This window comes from Rhodophyticola sp. (genome assembly GCF_965284195.1).
In the GTDB taxonomy this organism is placed as follows: Bacteria; Pseudomonadota; Alphaproteobacteria; order Rhodobacterales; family Rhodobacteraceae; genus Rhodophyticola.
In genome coordinates this window covers 1,483,957-1,504,480 of sequence record NZ_CBDIRM010000001.1, presented here as the reverse complement: position 1 = coordinate 1,504,480, position 20,524 = coordinate 1,483,957, and the positions used below count along the sequence as shown (strand labels likewise).

The 20,524-nt window shown below is 62.2% G+C and carries 21 protein-coding genes, 1 tRNA gene and 1 pseudogene; 8 read left to right on the top strand and 15 right to left on the bottom strand.

The features are described 5' to 3' along the window. Positions 1–215 precede the first annotated feature (215 nt). Positions 216–305 (top strand) — tRNA-Ser (locus ACQ651_RS07475). Between the two features lie 78 nt (positions 306–383). Next, positions 384–530: a hypothetical protein gene (locus ACQ651_RS07470; RefSeq protein ID WP_430448941.1), complete on the top strand. Its 147-nt coding sequence runs from the start codon at positions 384–386 to the stop codon at positions 528–530. Positions 531–830: 300 nt separating this feature from the next. Here ACQ651_RS07470 and ACQ651_RS07465 read toward each other — a convergent pair. The 4 genes and pseudogenes from ACQ651_RS07465 to ACQ651_RS07450 all read right to left on the bottom strand — a co-directional run. Further along, positions 831–1,922, bottom strand: a pseudogene (locus ACQ651_RS07465) (recombinase family protein); the annotation flags it as partial. Continuing rightward, entirely contained in the window at positions 1,919–2,221 is a 303-nt protein-coding gene (locus ACQ651_RS07460; RefSeq protein WP_430448940.1) for a helix-turn-helix domain-containing protein, read from the bottom strand. The pseudogene ACQ651_RS07465 and the gene ACQ651_RS07460, both read right to left, overlap by 4 nt. Beyond that, entirely contained in the window at positions 2,218–2,577 is a 360-nt protein-coding gene (locus tag ACQ651_RS07455; protein ID WP_430448939.1) for a type II toxin-antitoxin system RelE/ParE family toxin, read from the bottom strand. Before ACQ651_RS07455 ends, ACQ651_RS07460 begins: the two co-directional genes overlap by 4 nt. 47 nt (positions 2,578–2,624) lie before the next feature. Then, entirely contained in the window at positions 2,625–2,867 is a 243-nt protein-coding gene (locus ACQ651_RS07450; protein WP_430448938.1) for a hypothetical protein, read from the bottom strand. 190 nt (positions 2,868–3,057) lie between these two features. Here ACQ651_RS07450 and ACQ651_RS07445 point away from each other — a divergent pair. Then, positions 3,058–4,408 (top strand): IS3 family transposase gene (locus ACQ651_RS07445; protein ID WP_430447931.1). Its coding sequence is split into 2 segments (ribosomal slippage): positions 3,058–3,395 and positions 3,394–4,408, totalling 1,353 coding nucleotides; the frame shifts between segments, so codons are not numbered across the junction. On the opposite strand, the gene ACQ651_RS07440 is transcribed toward ACQ651_RS07445, so the two are convergent. Together ACQ651_RS07440 and ACQ651_RS07435 are read right to left on the bottom strand one after the other, a co-directional pair. Continuing rightward, positions 4,353–4,922, bottom strand: coding sequence for a TetR/AcrR family transcriptional regulator (locus ACQ651_RS07440; RefSeq protein ID WP_430448937.1), 570 nt, complete (start codon positions 4,920–4,922; stop codon positions 4,353–4,355). The two genes, ACQ651_RS07445 and ACQ651_RS07440, sit on opposite strands and share 56 nt — an antisense overlap. Before the next feature lie 614 nt (positions 4,923–5,536). Continuing rightward, on the bottom strand, positions 5,537–6,436 hold the full coding sequence (locus tag ACQ651_RS07435) for a LysR family transcriptional regulator (RefSeq protein WP_430448936.1): 900 nt from the start codon (positions 6,434–6,436) through the stop codon (positions 5,537–5,539). Between the two features lie 105 nt (positions 6,437–6,541). Here ACQ651_RS07435 and ACQ651_RS07430 point away from each other — a divergent pair, with 105 nt between their 5' ends. From ACQ651_RS07430 to ACQ651_RS07410, 5 genes are all read left to right on the top strand, one after another. Continuing rightward, positions 6,542–7,864, top strand: coding sequence for a hypothetical protein (locus tag ACQ651_RS07430; RefSeq protein WP_430448935.1), 1,323 nt, complete (start codon positions 6,542–6,544; stop codon positions 7,862–7,864). Then, the gene (locus tag ACQ651_RS07425; RefSeq protein WP_430448934.1) at positions 7,861–8,973 is read left to right on the top strand and encodes an SMP-30/gluconolactonase/LRE family protein; all 1,113 of its coding nucleotides are present in this window, start codon (positions 7,861–7,863) and stop codon (positions 8,971–8,973) included. Before ACQ651_RS07430 ends, ACQ651_RS07425 begins: the two co-directional genes overlap by 4 nt. Positions 8,974–9,620: 647 nt before the next feature. After that, the gene (locus tag ACQ651_RS07420; protein ID WP_227286184.1) at positions 9,621–10,325 is read left to right on the top strand and encodes an ABC transporter permease; all 705 of its coding nucleotides are present in this window, start codon (positions 9,621–9,623) and stop codon (positions 10,323–10,325) included. Then, entirely contained in the window at positions 10,319–11,035 is a 717-nt protein-coding gene (locus ACQ651_RS07415; RefSeq protein ID WP_430448933.1) for an ATP-binding cassette domain-containing protein, read from the top strand. The genes ACQ651_RS07420 and ACQ651_RS07415 overlap by 7 nt, the downstream gene beginning before the upstream one ends. A gap of 4 nt (positions 11,036–11,039) precedes the next feature. Continuing rightward, entirely contained in the window at positions 11,040–11,846 is an 807-nt protein-coding gene (locus tag ACQ651_RS07410; protein ID WP_430448932.1) for a substrate-binding domain-containing protein, read from the top strand. A 109-nt stretch (positions 11,847–11,955) separates the two neighbouring features. Here the strand turns inward: ACQ651_RS07410 and ACQ651_RS07405 are convergent, their stop codons facing one another. From ACQ651_RS07405 to ACQ651_RS07365, 9 genes are all read right to left on the bottom strand, one after another. Then, on the bottom strand, positions 11,956–12,162 hold the full coding sequence (locus tag ACQ651_RS07405) for a DUF6494 family protein (protein WP_121898826.1): 207 nt from the start codon (positions 12,160–12,162) through the stop codon (positions 11,956–11,958). A 36-nt stretch (positions 12,163–12,198) separates the two neighbouring features. Continuing rightward, positions 12,199–13,392 (bottom strand): c-type cytochrome, encoded by a 1,194-nt coding sequence (locus tag ACQ651_RS07400; protein WP_430448931.1) that lies wholly within the window; start codon positions 13,390–13,392, stop codon positions 12,199–12,201. A 46-nt stretch (positions 13,393–13,438) separates the two neighbouring features. Beyond that, positions 13,439–13,594 (bottom strand): hypothetical protein, encoded by a 156-nt coding sequence (locus ACQ651_RS07395; protein WP_199709380.1) that lies wholly within the window; start codon positions 13,592–13,594, stop codon positions 13,439–13,441. Between the two features lie 3 nt (positions 13,595–13,597). After that, positions 13,598–14,719, bottom strand: coding sequence for a P-loop NTPase (locus tag ACQ651_RS07390; protein WP_430448930.1), 1,122 nt, complete (start codon positions 14,717–14,719; stop codon positions 13,598–13,600). A 99-nt stretch (positions 14,720–14,818) separates the two neighbouring features. Continuing rightward, complete coding sequence (locus tag ACQ651_RS07385; RefSeq protein ID WP_227286173.1) at positions 14,819–15,847, bottom strand: formate dehydrogenase subunit gamma; 1,029 nt, start codon at positions 15,845–15,847, stop codon at positions 14,819–14,821. A gap of 12 nt (positions 15,848–15,859) precedes the next feature. Then, positions 15,860–16,456: a formate dehydrogenase FDH3 subunit beta gene (fdh3B, locus tag ACQ651_RS07380; RefSeq protein ID WP_121898822.1), complete on the bottom strand. Its 597-nt coding sequence runs from the start codon at positions 16,454–16,456 to the stop codon at positions 15,860–15,862. A 16-nt stretch (positions 16,457–16,472) separates the two neighbouring features. After that, positions 16,473–19,436 carry a formate dehydrogenase subunit alpha gene (locus tag ACQ651_RS07375; RefSeq protein WP_227286171.1) on the bottom strand — a complete coding sequence of 988 codons (2,964 nt, stop codon included), beginning with the start codon at positions 19,434–19,436 and terminating at the stop codon, positions 16,473–16,475. Positions 19,437–19,441: 5 nt separating this feature from the next. Next, positions 19,442–19,651 (bottom strand): hypothetical protein, encoded by a 210-nt coding sequence (locus tag ACQ651_RS07370; protein WP_121898871.1) that lies wholly within the window; start codon positions 19,649–19,651, stop codon positions 19,442–19,444. A 62-nt stretch (positions 19,652–19,713) separates the two neighbouring features. Then, complete coding sequence (locus ACQ651_RS07365) at positions 19,714–20,298, bottom strand: TorD/DmsD family molecular chaperone (RefSeq protein ID WP_430448929.1); 585 nt, start codon at positions 20,296–20,298, stop codon at positions 19,714–19,716. Positions 20,299–20,524 lie beyond the last annotated feature (226 nt).

Here is a 20,524-nt window from a genome sequence, read left to right as displayed (position 1 = left end):
CGCCCCAAAGCCGGGGCCATGGAGCCGGTGCATCGCAGGGTCCCTCGCTTTGGTGCCGGGTCGTGGCACGAGGCCATATGCAAAGGCAGGCGCGGCCCGGGCGGCGCGTGGGGCGCCGAAATGCCCCGTACCTGGGCGTCCCGATCTTCGGGGGACGCAAAACTTTCATCGCCCCCTTGCCAGTGCGGTGCGTTCTCGTCTAAGTGCGCCCTGTCGGAGCGGTGGCCGAGTGGTCGAAGGCGCACGCCTGGAAAGTGTGTAGGCGGGAGACCGTCTCCAGGGTTCGAATCCCTGTCGCTCCGCCACCCTGGAACATAAGTGCGAACGCCGTTTGCCGCCGTTCCTACGCCATCGGAAGCGGCCAGCGTCCGGATCAGCTCGTCATGCGACCCCATGATGCGGACTTCATGGTCTGCGACTTCGACTCGCTGCGCCAAGGCCCTCAGATGATCGCGCCGAAATCCGCCGTCCTTTCCACGCATCTTCTGACGGGCGGATACCGCCATCCGGCGCAGGTGTTCCGGCGATAGATACTGACCTGCGTTCTGGATCGCGCTTTTCGCGCGCTCGGCGTCGATGCGCGCCTGGTCTCGCGTTGCCGTCAACTCGGCGACCCGCTCGCGCAACGACGGATCGTCGAGGTCGGCAATGCCGCTTTCGATGGCGTCATAGAGACGTTTTAACCTTTGCTCGGCTTCCGCCGCCCGCTTTGTCAGTTCATTGGCCGTATCGCGGCGACGCGTGTCTCGCTCTTCCCGGCGGTCAAGATGCGCTGACAGCAGATCTTCCAGCCGCTTCGGATTGAGTAGTCGGCGTTCGAGGTGCTCCGCTACCAGATGGTCGAGCTTATCCATTCTGATTGTGCGACCCGAGCACCCGGTCTTGCCTTGGCGAGCGGCTGTCGAGCAGGTGTAGTAGCGGTAGTGTTTCGCCTTGCCCGATGTACGGAGCGTCATCGCGCCACCACACTCAGCGCAGAAAGCGATACCGGTCAGTAGGGTCGGCCCGCTGACGGTCCGGCCCGGCGTCACCATCGGCGCGCGCTTCTTCAAGAGCTTCTGAACAGCGTCGAACGTCTCGCGATCCACGATGGGCGGCACTGCGACCGTGATGACTTCCGCCTGCTTCTTGGGCGTCCCATCCTTGTGGGCCTTTCCCCATTCATGCTCCCCGATATAGGTCCGGCGGGTCAGGATGCGGTGGACTGTGCCGACGCCCCAGCGTCCGCCCGTCCGCGTGTAGCGCTTACGCTCATTCAGGTACGTCGCGATCGCCTTGACGCCCATCCGGCCGCTTTCGCCGTCGCCGTTGAGCGCCAGTTGGAACATCAGCCGGATCGTGTCGGCGTGAAGCGGATCGATCTCCAGCACCTTTTTGACCTTCGCGCCTCGCTTCTCGGCATCCACGACGCGATAGCCGACGGGCGGCAGTGACCCGTTCCAGAAGCCTTGCCGGGCGTTTTCCTGTAGCGCTCGAAGCGTGTGCTTGGCGTTCTCTTTGGACTGATACTCATCGAAGAGCGCCATGATCTGGCGCATCATGACGTGCATCGGATCGTCGCCGAGTTCCTGCGTCATGGAGACGAGCTTCACGCCGTTCTTTGCGAGCTTTCGGACGTAGAATTCGAGTTCGAAATGATCGCGGAAGAAACGGCTGAACGAGTGGACCACCACGATATCGAAGGCGGACGGTTTGGCCGTTCCCGCTTCGATCAGGCGCTGAAACTCCGGCCGCTTGTCATTCGTCGCCGACGCCCCGGGCTCGACATAGGTTTCGACAAGATCGTACCCGCGCGCCTCGCAATAAGTCTCGCCCTGGCGCTTCTGGTCAGGAATGGAGACGTCATGCTCCGCCTGCCGTGCCGTGGAGACGCGCAGGTAGAGCGCCGCCCGCTGCTTTACCGCTGACGTCGGCGCGTTCACGCGGCTTTCCTCAAGGCTTTCTGGACCGCTTTGGGGTTGCGGTCGATGACGAGCAAATACGCCCGCGCCGGGCCCTCAGGCGCGCGCTGTCCCTGCTCCCAATGGCGCAGCGTCTTGATCGAGAAGCCGAACCGTCCAGCAAACTCTTCCTGCGTCATATTCAGCTTGGTGCGGATCGCCTTTACGTCGATCACAGCGGGAATGTGGACGCCGTATTGGTTCTCGTCCGCCGTCCCCTCCGCATAGGCCACGGCCTCTTCCAGCCCGCGCCGGATGCTGTCGGCTGCCTTGCGGCTCATGATGCGCTCCTCCCGAGATAGGCTTGCTTCAATCGCGCGGTCAGTTCCCGAAAGCCATTACGGTCGGCTTGGCTGATGTCGGCTCGCTGGTTCTTGGCGAAGGCCGTCAGCGCGAAAAGCGGCATAGCCCCGCTGTGATAGAAGTAAATCAACCGCGCGCCGCCCCGTTTGCCGCGACCGGGCAACGCCCATCGCAGCTTGCGCACCCCGCCCGTGCCGGGAATGACATCGCCAGCTGCCGGATTGTAGGCGAGATAATCCACCAACAAGGCGCGCTCCTCTTCGTCCATCATACGACCCGTCGCGGAGATGAATTCCGGCGTCTCGATGACGCTGACGGGCGCTTCTTTCACCATTATATCTATACTCCAATGAGGCAGTTGTGACAAGCCGCTTCGACTGCCTATTCGCGGCCCGACTCCGGCCCGAACATTTCTTCGAGCAAGTCTCCGAACCAGCGTTCGAAGACATCGACCTCTTCGGGCGTGACCGGCACATCATCTGGCCAGTCGTCTACGACCCGCCAATCTGACAGGTCGTCCGCAATCGGACGGCCCCTTGGCTTGGGGTCCGGCAGCTTCGTGTAGTCGTAGAGATCAATGCTTGGGCGTAGGTCGCCCTGTTTCTTCGAAGAATTGGATGGCATGGGCGCAGCTTGGCAATCCAGTCGGCCCAGAGAAACAACGCCCTAAGTGCAATCGCAATCATTCGTGCAAAGACTTGCACGCTTCGGCGTCAATCGGGCGCAGCCTGTCTGACGTCAGCACCAATGGGACAGTTTAGGTCGATTTGATAAGAGAGGGTTTCTGGCACATCGTAACCACCAAGGAGTGGAGATGAGACAGAAACCCGGAACACGAAAGAGCCACGGCGAGAAGGTTGTCAAAGACATCCGCCGTGCGACGCGCAAGCAGTATTCAGCGGAAGAGAAGATCCGGATCGTGTTGGACGGTCTGAAAGGTGAAGACAGCATAGCTGAGCTGTGCCGCCGGGAGGGCATTGCCCAGAGCCTGTACTACAGCTGGTCCAAGGAGTTCCTTGAGGCTGGGAAGAAGCGGCTGGCGGGCGATACGGCCCGTGCAGCGACGTCGACCGAAGTCAAAGGCCTGCGACGGGAATCCCGTGATTTGAAAGAGGTCGTCGCTGAACAAGCCCTGGAGCTGCGGCTGCTCAAAAAAGCATGATCGCGGATGGGGACGACGACGAATGAGATACCCCGCATCTGAGAAACTGGAGATCATTCGCCTGGTCGAAGGCTCGCATCTCCCGACCAAACGAACGCTGGATAAGCTCGGCATCCCCAGAACCACTTTCTACCGTTGGTACGACCGGTATCTGTCGGGTGGCCCCGAGGCCCTTGAGGATCGCAGTCCCAAGCCGTCGCGGGTCTGGAACCGCATTCCCCAGCCAGTTCGGGAGAAGATCAAAGGCCTGGCTTTGAAGGAAAGTGATCTATCGCCGCGCGAGCTTGCGGTTCAGTTCACTGACACGGAAAAGTATTTTGTGTCAGAGGCTTCGGTCTATCGTATCCTCAAATCCTACGACCTGATCACCAGTCCGGCCTATGTGGTTCTGTCAGCTGCGGACGAGTTCCAAGACAAGACCACTCGGCCGAACCAGCTCTGGCAGACCGACTTCACCTATCTGAAAGTGATCGGTTGGGGCTGGTTCTATCTCTCGACGATCCTGGACGATTACAGCCGATACATTATCGCCTGGAAGCTGTGCACAACGATGATGGCCGAAGATGTGACCGACACGCTCGACCTCGCGCTGCTGGCTTCGGGTTGCGATAAGGCGACGGTCCTGCATAAGCCACGTCTGCTCAGCGACAATGGATCGAGTTACATCTCGGGCGAACTGGCAGATTGGCTGGAAGATCAGCAGATGGACCATGTTCGAGGCGCGCCGTATCACCCCCAGACTCAAGGCAAGATTGAGCGCTGGCATCAGACCCTCAAGAACCGCATCCTGCTGGAAAACTACTACCTGCCGGGCGATCTCCAGCAGCAGATTGACGCCTTCGTCGAGCACTACAACCACCGACGCTACCACGAGAGCCTACAGAACCTCACGCCAGCTGACGTCTACTTCGGACGCGGTGAAACCATCCTGAAACAACGAGAAAGGATCAAACAGAAGACCATCGAAACGCGACGCTTGCTTCACAGCAAATCCGCCGCATAATCAAACCAAACAGATGCGCCAGACCCTCTCTTAGTTTAGGCAGCCATCTGTCCCAAAATCCCTGACGACGGACAAGAAGAGCTGTCGGCTCAGGCGCATGTGGTGTGTCAGGCAAGCGCGTCTCGATAGCTTTAAGAACCAGCCGGTTCCGCTCCGCAGCGAGCACGCGAAGCGAAGGCTCCTGAACATCACCCCATAGGAGCAGAAGATACCCCTCGATCTCGGAGCCGCTTCCCATGCCGGCGATGAGGTCCTTGAGCATGAGCCATAAGGGATCAAGTCCCTTCTCAAAATCGGCGTTTGCGAAGTAATCGCGTACGTCCTGCGTAGTGCGCTGCATGACTTTTTGATGCAGTGTCGACTTATCCTTGAACCGCTGGATGAGAGCCGACCTGGAGATGCCAACGGTGTCGGCCACATCCGTCAAAGTGAAGGCCGAAGGGCCTTTCCGCAGCAGAACGCTTAGCGCAGTCTCTAGAACGAACTCATCGCTATGGAGCTTGGGTCTTGGCATAATCTGCCGCTTTCGTTTGCTTTTTCGGCTTCAATCTATGCCCTAACGGGTATCTGATCGCCAGAAGAACGTGTTCTCACCGCACTTTGTTGTCTCGGTGTGGAAGGATTCTCGTCGCGAGGAGCGTAGGCTCGTTCGCTTACGTGACATGAAAGTCGATCAGCTTAGTTCCCTGCTTTCTCCGAGCTGACAGAAAATGATCCTGTCGTAAGAATAAAGATGTCTTCAAATCGACTGTTGATGATCGGTCACTGGTTACACCGTCATGCGCATTCATGGTGCTATAGCGAAGACGTAGTGCTCGTTTTCATCCAACGCTGCGCGCCATTTTACTCAATAAATCAATATCTTGGCAGGCGGACCTTTTAGGGCTTTGTGCTTACGCACTGTTTACGTGGCAATTTCGCTTAGTTGGCGGCTCACTCAGGCGTGCTGAAACGACCGTTGACCCGTTAAGCCTTGCTGCGCTTGTGGGTTCAAAGCTCACTTGCCCCCCATATGAATCCTCAACGACCTTGAAATGCATGAAAATTCTCTGTCTATGTCGGAGCGATTGCCATGTCAGACCCGTGGTGGATTTTGTGCGAAGTAGTCCTCGGAGGGGGCCATGGGTTTCACGAAATCGGCCTCTCGCCAGCGATCAGCAAGCGTTCGCGTTTCAGTGCCACCCGCAGATAGCGGAAGAAGGTCATGATGCGGATGTTCCCCCTCATCTCAGGCCGATACAGCAGCCATAGCTGTTGCGAGGGGTCGGTCACAGGTTCGCCGCATCGCCGCAAGCGCGCGTCGAGATCGCCGACGGCGCAGGGCAAGAGGCCGGCGCCGAGTCCGCCCGCTATGGCAGCGTATTGCATCGCGAGGCTGCCGACGCGGTGGAGGCGACGCCGGGCTGCCGTCGCCGCCCTGTCGAGACCACCGACCGGCGTGTGCCTCAAACCGCTCGTCAACCCGATCCAGGGGAGATCTTGCTCTTCATCCTGATCAAGCGCGCTTCTCGCCGCATAGGGCGCGAAAGCCGCCTTACCGAGGTTGACACCGATCTGTCCTGCCGGCGGTGATTTCGTCAGCGCGAGGGCCACATGTGCGTCACCGCGCGTCAGGCTCTCCGGCGTCTGAGCGGCGAGAAGCGAAATTTCCACATCGGGATGGGTCACGCAGAACGCTGCAAGAAGGGGCATGAGAACGGTGGCCGCGAGATCGGGCACGGCAAAACGGATCATGCCGGCCATACCGGCCTCGAACGCGGCCGCGCTCGTCATGGCGGTGGCGATCCTTGCCTCCACCTGTTCCGCGGCCTCCGCCAGATCGCGGCCCGCGTCGGTCGCGACATATCCGTCCGTGCGCTTCACAAAGAGGACCACGCCGAGCGAACGCTCCATCGCGGCGATGCGGCGGAGCACCGTTGAATGGCTGAGACCCAGACGCCGCGCCGCCGTCGAGACGGCTCCGGCGCGTCGGACCTCCAGGCAGATACGTAGGTCGTCCCAGGCGACGGTTTCGAAATCAGATGCCAAAACCGCTCTCCCACTATGCACAACGGTTGTGCACATGAATGAATACCAATGACGAGGGTCAAGGTCCATCTGCTATGGCGTGAATATTGGAACGGAGCCGTAGCCGTGACCGGACGACCCTTTGCAGTCCTATCGCTTGTGACGCTGGCCGCCTGTGGTACGGTCAGTGATCCCGTCGAGGTCCCCTTTGCCGGCTTCGCCGGCGATCTCCTCGTTTTGGCGGACACTGACATGCCGGCTTTCGCGTATGCAAACGGGATCCTCAAACCAAGGATTGAAGAGAACGACGCAGTCTACGTGCTTAGCGGTGGATTGGAGCCTCGCGTCGAGACACGACTAGCAGCGTCAAATACGGTGACCACTTGGCCCAACGCCATGGCTGTCTCGCAGGACGGGCGGTTCGCCTTCGTCATCGAAGGGCGCAAAGGCGCGCCGGAGGACGTGGATGCCGTTGATGATGTTCAAGAGGCGCTGCCACCGGGCGACCGATTGACGGTCATGTCGCGCGGGTCAGGCGGATTGTGGACGCGCGTTGGGGAGGTTGAGACTGCACCCCGGCCGACGGGGATCGCCTTGGCCCCAGATGGGCGTCACCTCGTCGTCAGCACGGCCACCCAAGGCGCTGCCTTGGAGTTCTTCGAACTGGAAGGCGGCAGGCCGGTGATGCCGGTTCAAATCGATGTGCCTGTGGCAGGCGGTGTCGGACCGGACACCGGTACGATAACCGCCATAGCCTGGCACCCACGGGAAGATGTCCTGGCGCTCAACATGGGCGGAGACACGGTCGGCTTCGCACGGCTGCGACGGGGAGCCGACGGAGCGGTCATGGGAGCGACCGTCGAAGGTGTCGTGACCGACGTCGGTGAGTTGCTCAGCGTCCTGCGCTGGTCGCCCGATGGGCGCTTCCTCTATGCGCTCGACACGGGCTGGGGCCCACGCACCATCGACCGGGTGCTGAACGGACCGGGATCGATCCATGTGATCGCTTGGGATGCCAGCGCCCCGCGGCTGATCGGATCGGTCGCATCGGGCCGCAGTTCGGAAAACTTCGCTCTCTCGCCGGACGGCGCGTTTCTGGCAACTCTCAATATGGAAAGGACCTACCTACCATCCGGCTTTCCCACGGGCCTTATCCGTGGCCGGAGCGCTTCGTCCGTTTCGCTCTTCAACGTCGATCCATCCACCGGAATTCCCGAGCAAATGGGAGAGGCGGTGGAGTTCAGAGGCGTGCTGCCGCAGGGTATCGCGTTCGACCGCACCGGGCATAGCTTGGCGGTCACCGTCTTCCAGGACCACGATGCGAATTCAACCACGGGATGGGTCGAGTACTTCCATATCGAGGGTGACGGCACCGCAGCGCGCCTGAGGCCGACCGGTCACCGCGTAGCGACACCGCGCGGGGCGCATGACCTGGTGCTTATACCGTGAGAGTAGCGCGCGCACTGGCGATTGCGGCGGGAGCCCTTCTCATCGCCCTGCTCGTTTTCTTAGTAGTTCCTTCGCCCATCGATTCCCTACGTTACGAGCCTGATCCGGGCCATCCCTTAGACGGCCCTTTCGCGCCGAACGTCGCTCTGGGCAGAGCTGAAATGATAGCCGACGGCCGTCTGGATATCCCGGAAGATGTAGCGTTCGACTCGAACGGAAGGCTTTATACCGGAACCCATGACGGATGGATTCAGAGAATCACTCTCAGCGAAGGCGACGAGATCGTCGAGCGCTTCGCCGATGTCGGAGGGCATCCACTTGGCCTAATCTTCGGATCGGACGATACGCTCTATGTTGCCAATCACGGGGTCGGGCTTCAGGCGGTTGCGCCCGACGGGACCGTGCGCCTTCTGACCGACCGTTTCGGCGATCGCCCGATCCTCTTCGCGGATGACCTCGATATCGCGTCGGACGGCATCGTTTACTTCTCGGACGCTAGCGCCGCATTCAACAACACGACGCTCGACGCAGGGCCGCCCTATCTTCCCTTCGACATGCTTGAGGCTCGGCCCCATGGCGCGCTCTACGCCTTCGACACGAGGACCGGAGAGACAAGCCTTCTTCTCGACGACATGTATTTCGCAAACGGCGTCGCGCTGACATCCGACGAGACGGCAGTCCTCGTCGTAGAGACACCACGCTACCGGGTTCGCCGTCTCTGGCTGTCCGGACCCGAGGCGGGGCGCTCGGATGTCGTCATCGACGGTCTTCCGGGCTTCGCCGACGGGATCTCGGCCGATACGGAAGGACGGCTCTATGTGAGTATCCAGGCGCCGCGGTCGGACTTTTTGGACCGAACACTGCATCCGCGGCCTTGGCTCAAAACAATAATTGCCAAGCTTCCGCAAACTTTTTGGGTCCGGCCACGGCGCTATGGATTGGTGGCCGCCTACGACGAACTTAGCGGCGCGTCGCTCGGAGCGCTCCACGATCCCGACGGGCAGCGCGTCTTCAGCGTCGCCAATGCCGTGCCGCAAGGTGACAGGCTCTATCTCGGCAGCCTCTCTAACGACGCGATCGCTGTGGTCGACAATCCATTCCTTCAATGAGATCGCAGCGGAAGCTCATTTGGGCCACAACAAGATTGTGGTGGTCCTGGACACTCGATGCGCGCAGCAGAGGTAAGGCCGATGGACCTCCACCAGTGCCGTACCTTGTCGCCGTGGCCGACTCTGGAAGCACCACCGCAGCACCGATAAATCTTGTTGTCTCCCAACCAACGGCGAGCGACCGCATCAGGGCGGGGTCGTCATAGTGCTATAGCGAAGACGTAGTTCTCTTGTTCATCCAAAGCTGCGCGCCAATTATATCTGTGTATCAAACACTTAAGCTTGCACCTATTTAAGAAACTGTTGCCTGCGCGGGGAAATCGCGTCAGCGACCGGGTCATTGCACTGTGCTCAAAATGTATCGCCAGCCTAGCAAACCTTTTACGTCACATTCCGATTGAATGCGCATGGAATGTGACGGGCGTCGGATGGTGCGCGCTCGGCGACTTTTGGGAGTGCAGAACGTAGCCGTTCAACTTGGGCGCCATGATATCCCATGCTTCGACGGCTCTGCGGCTCGGGTTGGCGCCGGGGCGCATGCCGTCCGGCGGGGGAGTACCAGCGTCAAAATGCCCTTTCGCCCATCGGCCAGAATGGTATCACGTGCCAATGTTTTCGACGCCAAGCACAAAGAAACGCCGCTGCCGATGAACGAGATTCTGGAAGGGCTGGTCGAGGCCGCAAAACTGATCGCGGCGTTCGACCCGGAACTCGTCGAAATCACGCTGCGCTCGTTGCAGGTCACCATCACGGCGGTCGTCATTGCGGCGGCGATTGGCCTGCCGCTTGGCGCGTGGCTGGCGGTGATGCGCTTCCGGTCGCGGCGCCTGGTGATTGCCCTCCTGAACGCCTTGATGGGGTTGCCGCCGGTGGTCGTCGGTCTGATCGTCTATGTGCTGCTGAGCCGGTCCGGGCCGTTCGGCGTACTCGGGCTGCTGTTCACCCCGACGGCGATGATCATCGCGCAGGTGATTATCGTCACCCCGCTCATTGCGTCGATCGCGCATCAGGCCATCCGTGACCTGTGGTCGGAATACCATGATCTGCTGATTTCGCTGAACACGACCAAGCGCCAACGCGTGGCGACCCTGCTCTGGGATGCACGGCGCGCGCTTCTGACCGCCTGTCTTGCGGGTTTTGGCCGCGGCATCGGCGAGGTCGGGGCGATCATGATTGTCGGCGGGAACATCGATAACGCCACACGCGTGCTGACCACGGCCATCGCGCTGGAGACCGGCAAAGGCAATTTCGCGCTGGCGCTCGGGCTTGGCTTCGTGCTGATCGCGCTCGCCATCGCGGTCAATCTGCTGATGCATTCGTTGTCGCGCACCGAAAGGTCGGGGACATGGTGAGCTCAATCCTGCCGCTGCGCATCCATGCCGCCGAGGTGAAACGGCGTGGGACCCGTCTCATCGGGCCGATCGACCTGACCCTGGGCGGCACCGGGATCACCATCGTTCTGGGCCCCAACGGATCCGGCAAGACAACCCTCCTGCGGCTGATGCATGGGCTTGAACGACCGGCCCATGGTGGCCTCGACTGGTCGATCCCGGAAGAGGAGGCCCGAAGCAGCCGCTCGTTCGTGTTTCAGACGCCGACGATGATGCGCCGCAGCGTGACCGATTGTATTGCCTACGCCCTGCGCGTGGCCGGGACAAAACGTGCCGAGGCGCGGGCCCGGGCGCGGGAGGTGGCCACCCATGTCGGGCTGGGGCACGCTCTGGACCGCTCTGCGCAGGTGCTCTCCGGTGGCGAAAAACAGAAACTTGCGCTTGCCCGCGCCCTGATCCGCGACCCCGAAGTGCTGTTTCTCGACGAGCCTTGCGCCAATCTTGACGGGCGGGCCACGCGCGAGATCGAAACCATCCTGACCGACGCAAGATCCCGCGGCACCCGCATTGTCATGTCGACCCATGATCTTGGACAGGCGGCAAGGCTTGCAGACGAGATAGTCTTCATGCTCAATGGTTGCGTGCGAGAATTAAATGGCGCGGAGACGTTCTTTGAAAAACCTGCAACGCCCGAAGCGCACGCCTTCCTGAACGGTCAGATCGTGGAGTAACCCTATGATAACCCGAGCCCTGCTTGCCTGCGCCTTCGCCCTTTCCACCCTGCCTGCCATGGCGGAAACGGTGCGCATAGCCGTCACCACATCCTTTGAAAACTCCGGTCTTGCCGATGTGCTTCTGCCGGAAATCCAGGCCGAACTTGGGATCGAGGTGGAGCTTCTGGTGGTCGGAACGGGCCAGGCGCTCCGATTGGGGGAAGCGGGCGATGTCGATGCGGTGCTGGTGCATTCGCGACCCGCAGAGATCGCTTTCGTGGAGGCCGGTCACGCGACGCATTGGCGGGAAATCATGTATAACGACTTCGTGCTGATCGGCCCATCTGATGACCCGGCACGCATTGCCTCTGCCCAAACCGCCGCCGACGCTCTGGCGCGGATCGCCGAGGCCGAGGCGCTGTTCGTGTCACGCGGGGACAACAGCGGCACGCATCAGAAAGAACTGGCGCTCTGGACCAGCGCCGGTGTCGACCCGGAAGACCTTGGCCACGCCTATAATGCCGTTGGCGCGGGCATGGGGGCGGCGTTGAACACGGCGTCGGGGCTGAACGCCTATATTCTGTCGGATCGCGCGACTTGGCTGACCTTCGGAAACCAGGCCGACCTGGCGCTGCTGTTTTCCGGCGATCCGGAAATGTTCAACCCTTATTCGCTGCTGCCGGTGAACCCGGATCGTCACCCGCATGTCAACAACGCCGCCGTCATGCAGCTTGAAGACTGGCTTGTGGGCCCCCGTGGCGAAGAGCTGATCAATGCGTATACCGTGGAGGGTCAGACCCTCTTTGTGCACAGCGCCGTCCCGCAATAGGGACGAAGCGCCGAATATCCGAGCCGAACGTAAAACGCCGCCCTGGTCTCACCGGGCGGCGTTTTTCTTGCCCAGGCGTCTAATGACACCCGGTGATGGCGCAGCCGGTCTAGTCGTCGCCCCGGCCGTGGATCGTCCCCTCAACCCGATGTTCCAGGTCCAGCCCGTCCACCTTCAGCACCATGGTCGCCGTGAAGCTCTTGCCGGCGGTCGCCTCGGATCCTGCCGCGCGCATGGCGTCGTCGATGGCCTGTTGTGACGTCACGCCGACCTGCTTGAGGAATTTCCGCATCGACATGTTGTAGTCATCGCTCATGAGATGTCTCCGGTTTTTCTGCTGTTGTGGCGCTGCTTACCGCGTCGCCGTTTCAAGGAATTGGATCAATGCGGCGCGATCGGATGCACTGGGTATGCGCTGCTCGGGCATTCGGCTGCCGGGGGTATAGGCGTCGGGCCCAAACTCGAACAGTTCCGACACGGTCTGCGGGGTCCAGATGATATCGAGGGACAGCAGGGCATCGGAGTAATCGAAGCCCGGGGCGGTGCCGATCCGGCGACCAAACACACCGTGGAGCGTCGGGCCCGCGCGCTGCTCGTCATCGGGGGTCAGTGCGTGGCACACCGCACAGGCCCGGAACACTTCGGCCCCGCGCGGATTGGTCAATGTCGGCGGCGGTGTGCCTGCGCCTTCGCCAAGCGGTTCTCCGGTGACCGACCAGCGCCGTATCCAGCCGTCACTGCCGCCGGTCCACACGCCGTCATCATTGAGCGCCACTGCCCAGATCGCACCCTGACCGGTGGCGATCTGGGCGGTGATGTCCAGCGTCTGCGGATCAATGAGCCATACGGCTCCGGTCGTGTCCGACACCGCAACCTGTCCGCCGCCCGCCGCCACGGTCAGAAGCGGCCGTGTCGTCAGTTCCAGCATTTGCATCGGTTGCCCCGGCACCACGCGGCGCAGGACGCCATCGGCCCCGGCGACAAAGATCGCGTCCCCGAATTGGGCCAGATCACTGGGTGGTGCCGATACCGCGATTACATCGGCGGGGCTGCCATCGGCGGTCCACAAACGAAGGCGCAGATCTGATCCGACGCTGGCCAGACCGTCCCGATAGGCCACAAGGCCTGTGATCTGTCCCTGGTGCCCATCAATGTAGCGGGGCGCCTGTTCCCCGTCCCAGAGGGCGATTTCCCCGTTCCAGGACCCCGACGCGATCCCGCCTGTCCAGACTGCCAGATCGGCCACCGGCATATCGTGCAAGGGTTCGAACCGGATCGGCTCGGCACCGCTGCCCCAGATCGCGACATGGCCGTCCTGACCGCCCGAGGCGAACCGCCCGTCCGCCAGCGGCAGGACAGCTGTCACCGCACCGGCATGGGCGCGGGTGATCTGGCGGGCGATGACGCCATCCCAGACGATGGCGCGGGTGTCGAAAGAGCCCGAGATCACCCGGTCTCCGTCCACCGCCAGGGCCCGCACGGGGCCTCCGTGGCCGCGAAGATCCTGCGCCCAGGCGGGCGCCGACCCGCCGAGCGCAAAAGCCATCAGCGCCGCAAAAGCGGTGCCGCGCGAGGTGGCGGGGCCTGCCAAATCAGTAATTGATCAGGTTGTCGCCGGGAGTGCCGACGCGCGCGCCTTCGGTGGCAAAGGCGGAATGGGAATCCGTCTGGAAATTGTCGTTCAGCACGAAGGAGGCCGCGACGGCAATGACGATGCCGACGACAACGGATGCGAGGAATGCTTTCATGGGTTAAACTCCCTTTAGGGTTTTCTGATCTGTATGCGGAGCCGCTTCGAGCGCGCTCCAGAGTGTTCTGGCCATCCCGGCATAGAGCTGTCCAAGCGGTCCATCGGGATCAAGCGCCACGATCGGCTGGCCGCTGTCGGAGGCCCTGCGCAACTCCATCGTCAGCGGCACGGCGCCGAGATAGGGCGCGCCGAGGCGCCGGGCTTCGGCCTGCGCGCCGCCTTCGCCGAACAGCGCGTGCCGTCCGCCGCAATCGGGGCAGATGAAATGCGCCATGTTCTCGATCACGCCCAGGATCGGGACATCGACCTTGCGGAACATGGCGATCCCGCGACGCGCATCGATCAGCGCAAGGTCTTGCGGGGTCGACACGATCACCGCGCCCGCCAGATCGGTGCCCTGGGCAATGGCAAGCTGTGCATCACCGGTCCCCGGCGGCATGTCGATGATCAGCACGTCCAGCGTGCCCCAATCCACATCCGACAGCATCTGCGTGATCGCGGACATCACCATCGGGCCGCGCCAGACCATGGCGGTTTCCTGATCGACCATCAGCCCCATGGACATCGCCTGCAGCCCGAAGGCCTGCATCGGGCGCAGCCGGCGGTCCTTGCCGAGGCGTGGCCGCCCGTGCAGCGCCAGCAATGTTGGCAGCGACGGCCCGTGAATATCCGCGTCGAGGATGCCAACCTTCAGGCCGAGGCTGCGCAGACCCAGGGCGAGGTTGACAGAGGTCGTGGATTTGCCGACGCCGCCTTTGCCCGACGCCACCGCGACCACATGGCGGACGCCGGAGAGGACAGGGGGTTTTGTAACCGGCGCCTTGCCGGTGCCCAGATCCGGCGGCGCTGCGGCGCTCTGCTTTGCGGCGCTTTGCTTTTCCGCCGTCAGGACCACGATGGCGCCATCTCCCCCCGGCACCGCGCGCAGCGCTGTTTCGGCGCGGCTGCGGATATCGGCAAAGGAAGCGGCGTCTTCGGCGGTGATCGAGATGGCCAGAGAAATGCGTCCGCCCGACACGACCGGACCGGAAACGGTCCCCGCCTCCAGAAGCGGCGTCCCGTCCGGCAAGGCCAGCCCGGCCAACGCCTCGCGGGCAGTGGCTAGAAGATCGGCGTCATCCATGGTGAAGGTCTTTATGCATGTCCTGCGAAAGCAGGCCGATCTGGCCTGCGATGGGTGCACGGCCGGGGCAGGGGACTGCCCCGGCCGTGCACCTGATCATTATTCCGCCGGCTGCGTGCCGGGCCGTGCAGACCCATCATCGGTGCCGTCCGACGATTTGCCCTGCACCTCTTCGACCCAGAGGGAATGGTGCTCCTTGGCCCAGTTCAGATCGACCTCACCCGACCCCATGGCATCGTAGGCGCCTTCCATACCGACCGAGCCGATATAGATATGTGCGATGACGATCGCGGTCAGGATGGCGGCCACAACGCCGTGAATGACCTGATAGAGCTGCCATCCGGCTTCACCGCCCGCGAGTTCGGGGAAGAGGAGCATGACACCGGTGAAGGACAGCGCCGCACCGCCGAGGGTCACGGACCAGAAAATGCCTTTCTGACCGGCGTTGAACTTCTTGGCAGGCGGATGCACGCCTTTCACGAACAGCCCGCCGCCCTTGCTGAGCCAGTGCATGTCCACCTTGTCGGGGATGTTGTGCGCGATCCAGTAAACGAAGGACAGGATCAGCCCGAGCATGAACGCAAAGCCCATGTAGTTATGGGCAATCTTGCCCCAGGCCGACAGCGTTCCGAACGCGTCTTCGCCAAAGACCGGCAGGATCACCGCGCGCCCGAACACGAGATTCAGGCCGGTCAGCGCCAATACGATGAACGACACCGCCATCAGCCAGTGCGCAAAGCGCTCCGTCGCACTAAACCGCTGAATACGCTCGGAGGAGGGGCCTGAATCGATCCGGATCTTGCCGCGGATCGCGTAGAACGCGACCAGCAAAACGATCATGCCGACCACCGCAATCAGATTGACGGTGCGGACCGGCCCGCCATGGGTATCGGCCCAACCGCGGTTTGCGGGTTTGATCAGCCCCGAGGACAGATCGTCCGGGATCGACACCCGGCCCTGGACCTGTGCATCGCCGTTGAGCGCCTCCATCAGCGCGTCTTCGGTCACCGACTCTGCGGTCGGGTTGATGATGTCTTGCGCCTGCGACGCCTGCGGCTGCGCGATCATCGCAAACAGCCCCAGTGCCAGCACCGCGATGACACGGCTCATCTTGGTGAAAATTGTCATTTGTCGCCCCCCTCAGACAGACACGGTTTCGCCATAGGCGCTGCGCCAGCCCCATGCCCCGGAGCCATAACCCCGCGTCACGACACGCTCACGATAGATGTCGGCGATAATATCCCCGTCGCCTGCAAGCAGAGATTTGGTCGAGCACATCTCTGCGCAGAGCGGCAGTTTGCCTTCGGCCAGACGGTTGGACCCGTATTTGACATATTCCGCTTCGGTCATGTCGGCCTCGGGGCCACCGGCGCAATAGGTACATTTGTCCATCTTGCCGCGTGTCCCGAAATTGCCGACCCGCGGATACTGCGGCGCGCCGAACGGGCACGCGTAGAAGCAATAGCCGCAACCGATGCAGGTATCCTTGGAGTGCAGCACCACGGCGTCCTCGGTGGTGTAGAAGCAATCCACCGGGCACACCGCCGCGCAGGGTGCGTCGGTGCAGTGCATGCAGGCCATCGACACCGAGCGTTCGCCCGGCAGACCGTCATTGATGGTCACCACGCGACGCCGGTTGATGCCCCAGGGCACCTCGTGCTCGTTCTTGCAGGCCGTCACGCAGGCGTTGCATTCGATGCACCGATCCGCATCGCAAAGAAACTTCATTCTTGCCATTTTTCTTTTTCCTCCCTTACGCGGACACGATTTCGCAAAGGGTCACTTTGCCTTCGTGCATGCCGGTCACCGGATCGTAGCCATAGGTGGTTACGGTGTTGACGCTTTCGCCCAGAACCACCGGGTCGGTGCCCTCCGGGTATTTGTCGCGCTGATCCTCGCCCTGGAACCAGCCGGCGAAGTGGAACGGCATGAAGGCGACGCCCGGGGCGACACGTTCTGTCACCAGCGCCTTGACGCGAGTGCGGCTGTCCATTTCCGGACCGCGTACCCAGACCCAGGATCCATCGACAATGCCGCGGCTTTCCGCATCCGCCGGGTTCACCTCGACGAACATGTCCTGCTGCAGTTCTGCCAGCCACGGGTTGGACCGTGTTTCCTCGCCGCCCCCTTCGTATTCCACGAGCCGGCCCGAGGTGAGCACGATCGGGAAGTCGCGGGCGATATTGCGGTCCACCGCCGAGGCCTGGACCGTGTGCCCGATATTCGGCACGCGGAACTGGCGACCATCTTCGCGGGTCGGATAGTCGGCGACCAGATCGGGACGCGGGCTGTAGATCGGCTCCCGGTGAACCGGGATCGGATCGGGCAGGTTCCACGCCACCGCACGGGCCTTGCCGTTGCCGAAGGGCACACAGCCATGGGATATGGCGACCCGCTGGATGCCGCCCGACAGGTCGAGCGACCAGCTGACCGCGGCCATGGCTTCGGGGTCGTTGCCCCCGATGCGCTGGATCGTGGCAAGCTCATCCGGTGTCAGTTCGCTGTCCCATCCGAGGCTCTGCAGAACGCCATAGGTGAACTGCGGGTAGCCGTCCTCGATATCCGATCCGGGCGGGTAGCTGCCCTCGGCCAGCAGTGTCTGACCGTCGCGTTCGAGGCCAAAGCGCGGACGGAAGCCGCCGCCGCCATCTGCAACCGGGATATTCGGGTTGTAGAGGATATGCGTGCCGGGGTGCCGCATCTCCGGCGTGCCCCAACAGGGCCAGGGCAGCCCGTAGTAGTCGCCCGCGATTTCCTCCGGGGCACCGTCATAGGCGCGTAGCGTGACCAGATCGAACTGGTCCTGATGCTGCATATGGGCCTTGAGACGCTCTGGCGACTGACCGGTATACCCGGTCGACCAGCCCCCACGGTTGATCTCTTCCAGGATCGATTCCGCCGTCGGCTCCATGCTGAACTTGCCCTGAACCATCTCGTAGTTCTTGAACATCTCGTCGGCAAAGCCCAGGCGCTGCGCCAGGCGGTAGATCACGGCGTAGTCATTGTCGCTTTCGAAGATCGGTTCGACAACTTTTTCGCCCCACTGGACCGAACGGTTCGAGGCCGTCCGGCTGCCATGGCATTCAAACTGGGTCGAGATCGGCAACAGGTAGGTGTTGTCCGTGCGATCATGCAAGGCGGCAAATGTGGTCGGATGCGGGTCGGCGACGACCAGCAGGTCCAACGCTTCCATCCCGATTTTCGACGCCCCCATGCGCGGCACGGTGTTGCCGCCATGCCCGAACACGATCATTGCCTTGATGTTGTCGCGCTGATCGACATCTTCGGCGTCCAGGGTGGCCGCATCGAACCAGCGGGTCGACGGGATGCCGGGAACGCTCATGTTCTCCTGCGGGGTCCGCGCATCGCGGCCGCCTTTGGCCGGAACTGCGTCGAATTGGCTTTGGAGATACTCGTAATCGACTTCCCAGACGCGCGACCAGTGCCGCCAGCCGCCCTCGGACAGGCCGTAGTAGCAAGGCAGCGAGCCGATATCGAGGCCGAAATCCGTGGCGCCCTGCACGTTGCAGTGGCCGCGGAAGATGTTGGCGCCGTTGCCGATATTGCCCACATTGCCGGTGGCCAGAAGCAGGTTGCAATAGGTCCGCACATTGGCGGTGCCCACGGTATGCTGCGTCCCGCCCATGCACCAGATGAAGGTTGATGGTTTCTGGGTCGCGAAGGTCTGCGCCACACGCTCCAGCGTCACGCCGGGGATCCCGGTGATGCGCTCGACCTCTTCGGGGTGGTAGGCCCGCACGGCCTCCCGGATCTGATCCATGCCCCAGACGCGCTGATCGATGAATTCGGTGTCTTCCCACCCGTTTTCAAAGATGTGCCACATGATGCCCCAGATCACCGCGATATCGGTGCCGGGACGCATGCGGATATAGTCGGTGGCATGCGCCGCCGTCCGTGTGAAGCGGGGGTCCAGCACGATCACGTTGGCACGGTTGGTCTCCTTGCCGGTCAGGATGTGCTGCAGCGACACCGGGTGTGCCTCGGCTGCGTTCGAGCCCATGAAGACAATCGTCTTGGAGTTGCGGATGTCGTTGTAGGAGTTCGTCATCGCGCCGTAGCCCCAGGTGTTGGCAACACCTGCAACCGTGGTGGAGTGACAGATCCGCGCCTGGTGGTCGACGTTGTTGGTGCCCCAGAAGGCCGCGAATTTGCGGAACAGATAGGCGCCCTCGTTCGAGAATTTCGCCGAGCCGAGCAGGTAGGCGGCATCCGCGCCGCTGCGCTCGCGCACCTCCAGCATCTTCTCGCCGATTTCGTCGATGGCCTGATCCCACGAGATCCGGACCCATGCGCCGTTCTCTTTCTTCATCGGGTATTTCAGGCGACGGTCGCCATGGACCAGTTCGCGCACGGACGCGCCCTTGGCGCAATGCGTGCCGCGGTTGATCGGGCTTTTCCAAGCGGGCTCTTGGCCAACCCAGACACCGTTCTGAACCTCGGCCTTGACGGTGCACCCAACCGAACAGTGGGTGCAGATGTTGGTTTTCACCTCGATCGGCTGGCTGAAATCCGTGGGGCCGGCTTCGGCCTTGCGAACCGTGCCTGCGCCAAAGGCGGTCACGGCGGCGAGGCCACCAACGGCCAGGCCAGAGCCCCGCAGGAAGGACCGACGGTCAACCGGGCGGGCCGCGACGGAGGTTGCAAAACCCTGAAGGCCGCCACGCGCGGCATCGCGTTGTCTGCGTTTGACAAGCATTTTTGTTATTCTCCCGTGTAGTACCGATTGGTGCGGTAGAAGGCGAGGACGTGTTCGGTTTCCTGATAACGCTGTTTCGTGCGCTCATCGCCGACCTCTTCGGCAAATGCCGGGCGCGCCGAGCCCGCGGCAACCGCGCCGACGGATACACCGGCCACTGCGCCCACGAATCCGCGGCGCGTGATCTCCTGAGGTTTCGCCTTTTTCTCTACCATGTCGTCCTCCCTGGTCAGCGGGTACGGCGATGACGCACCCGCTTTGGATCGTGATGAATGCACTAATGTGCGGCCGCCGCCGAAGCGGGGCCTTCCTGTTTGCGCGCCAACTCAAACGCGCGAATTTCGATGTCTGTGAACACGCTGCCGATCTCCGCCACGTGGCGGAAGAAATCCGCGCTTGGCGCGACGGCAAGATCGTCGAAGAACTGCGGCGCCCACGGCTGCAGGTGACGGGCAAAGAACCCGGCCTCACCGGCGGCACCGCAACCCAGTGCATCGGCGCTGAACTGGCCTGACGCCAGACCGGCCATGATCTCCGCCAGGCTTGCGATATGGTCTTCGGGCTCGTGGCGCCCCTGGGCGCGTTCGACCCCCATCACGGCGAGGTCGCGGCGCAGATCGGCCAGCGGTCGCTCGTTCAGGAAGCCTGTGATGTAGAAGGATGCATAGGGGAGCAGCTCACCCCGGCCGACCCCGATGAAAAGCTCGAAGAATTCGCGCTCGACCGCGGCGGGATCCGCGGTTTGCGCGGCCTTGGCCAGCCGCCGATAGGCCTGTCCCAAGGCCGTGTCGTCCCCGTGGAGCCCGGCGATCGCCGCAAGCAGATCCCTTTCCGGCGGCGCCACGAGCAACGATGAGAGCAAGCCCCAGTGTTGGGCCCTCTGTTCATTCTGACTGTCACTGGCTGGCTCGGTTTTACCCTTGCTTAGACCACTCAACCGAATCTCCCCTGTCAGACGAGTGTTATGGTTAGTACACCCGAAAAACAGCGCTTTTATGTGCTGTCGATGAGCGTAGCATGATTCCAAGCCCCGACAGACTGATTATTGTTCTGATCTTACCTACAACAGGCAACGGTGTTTTCCTAGC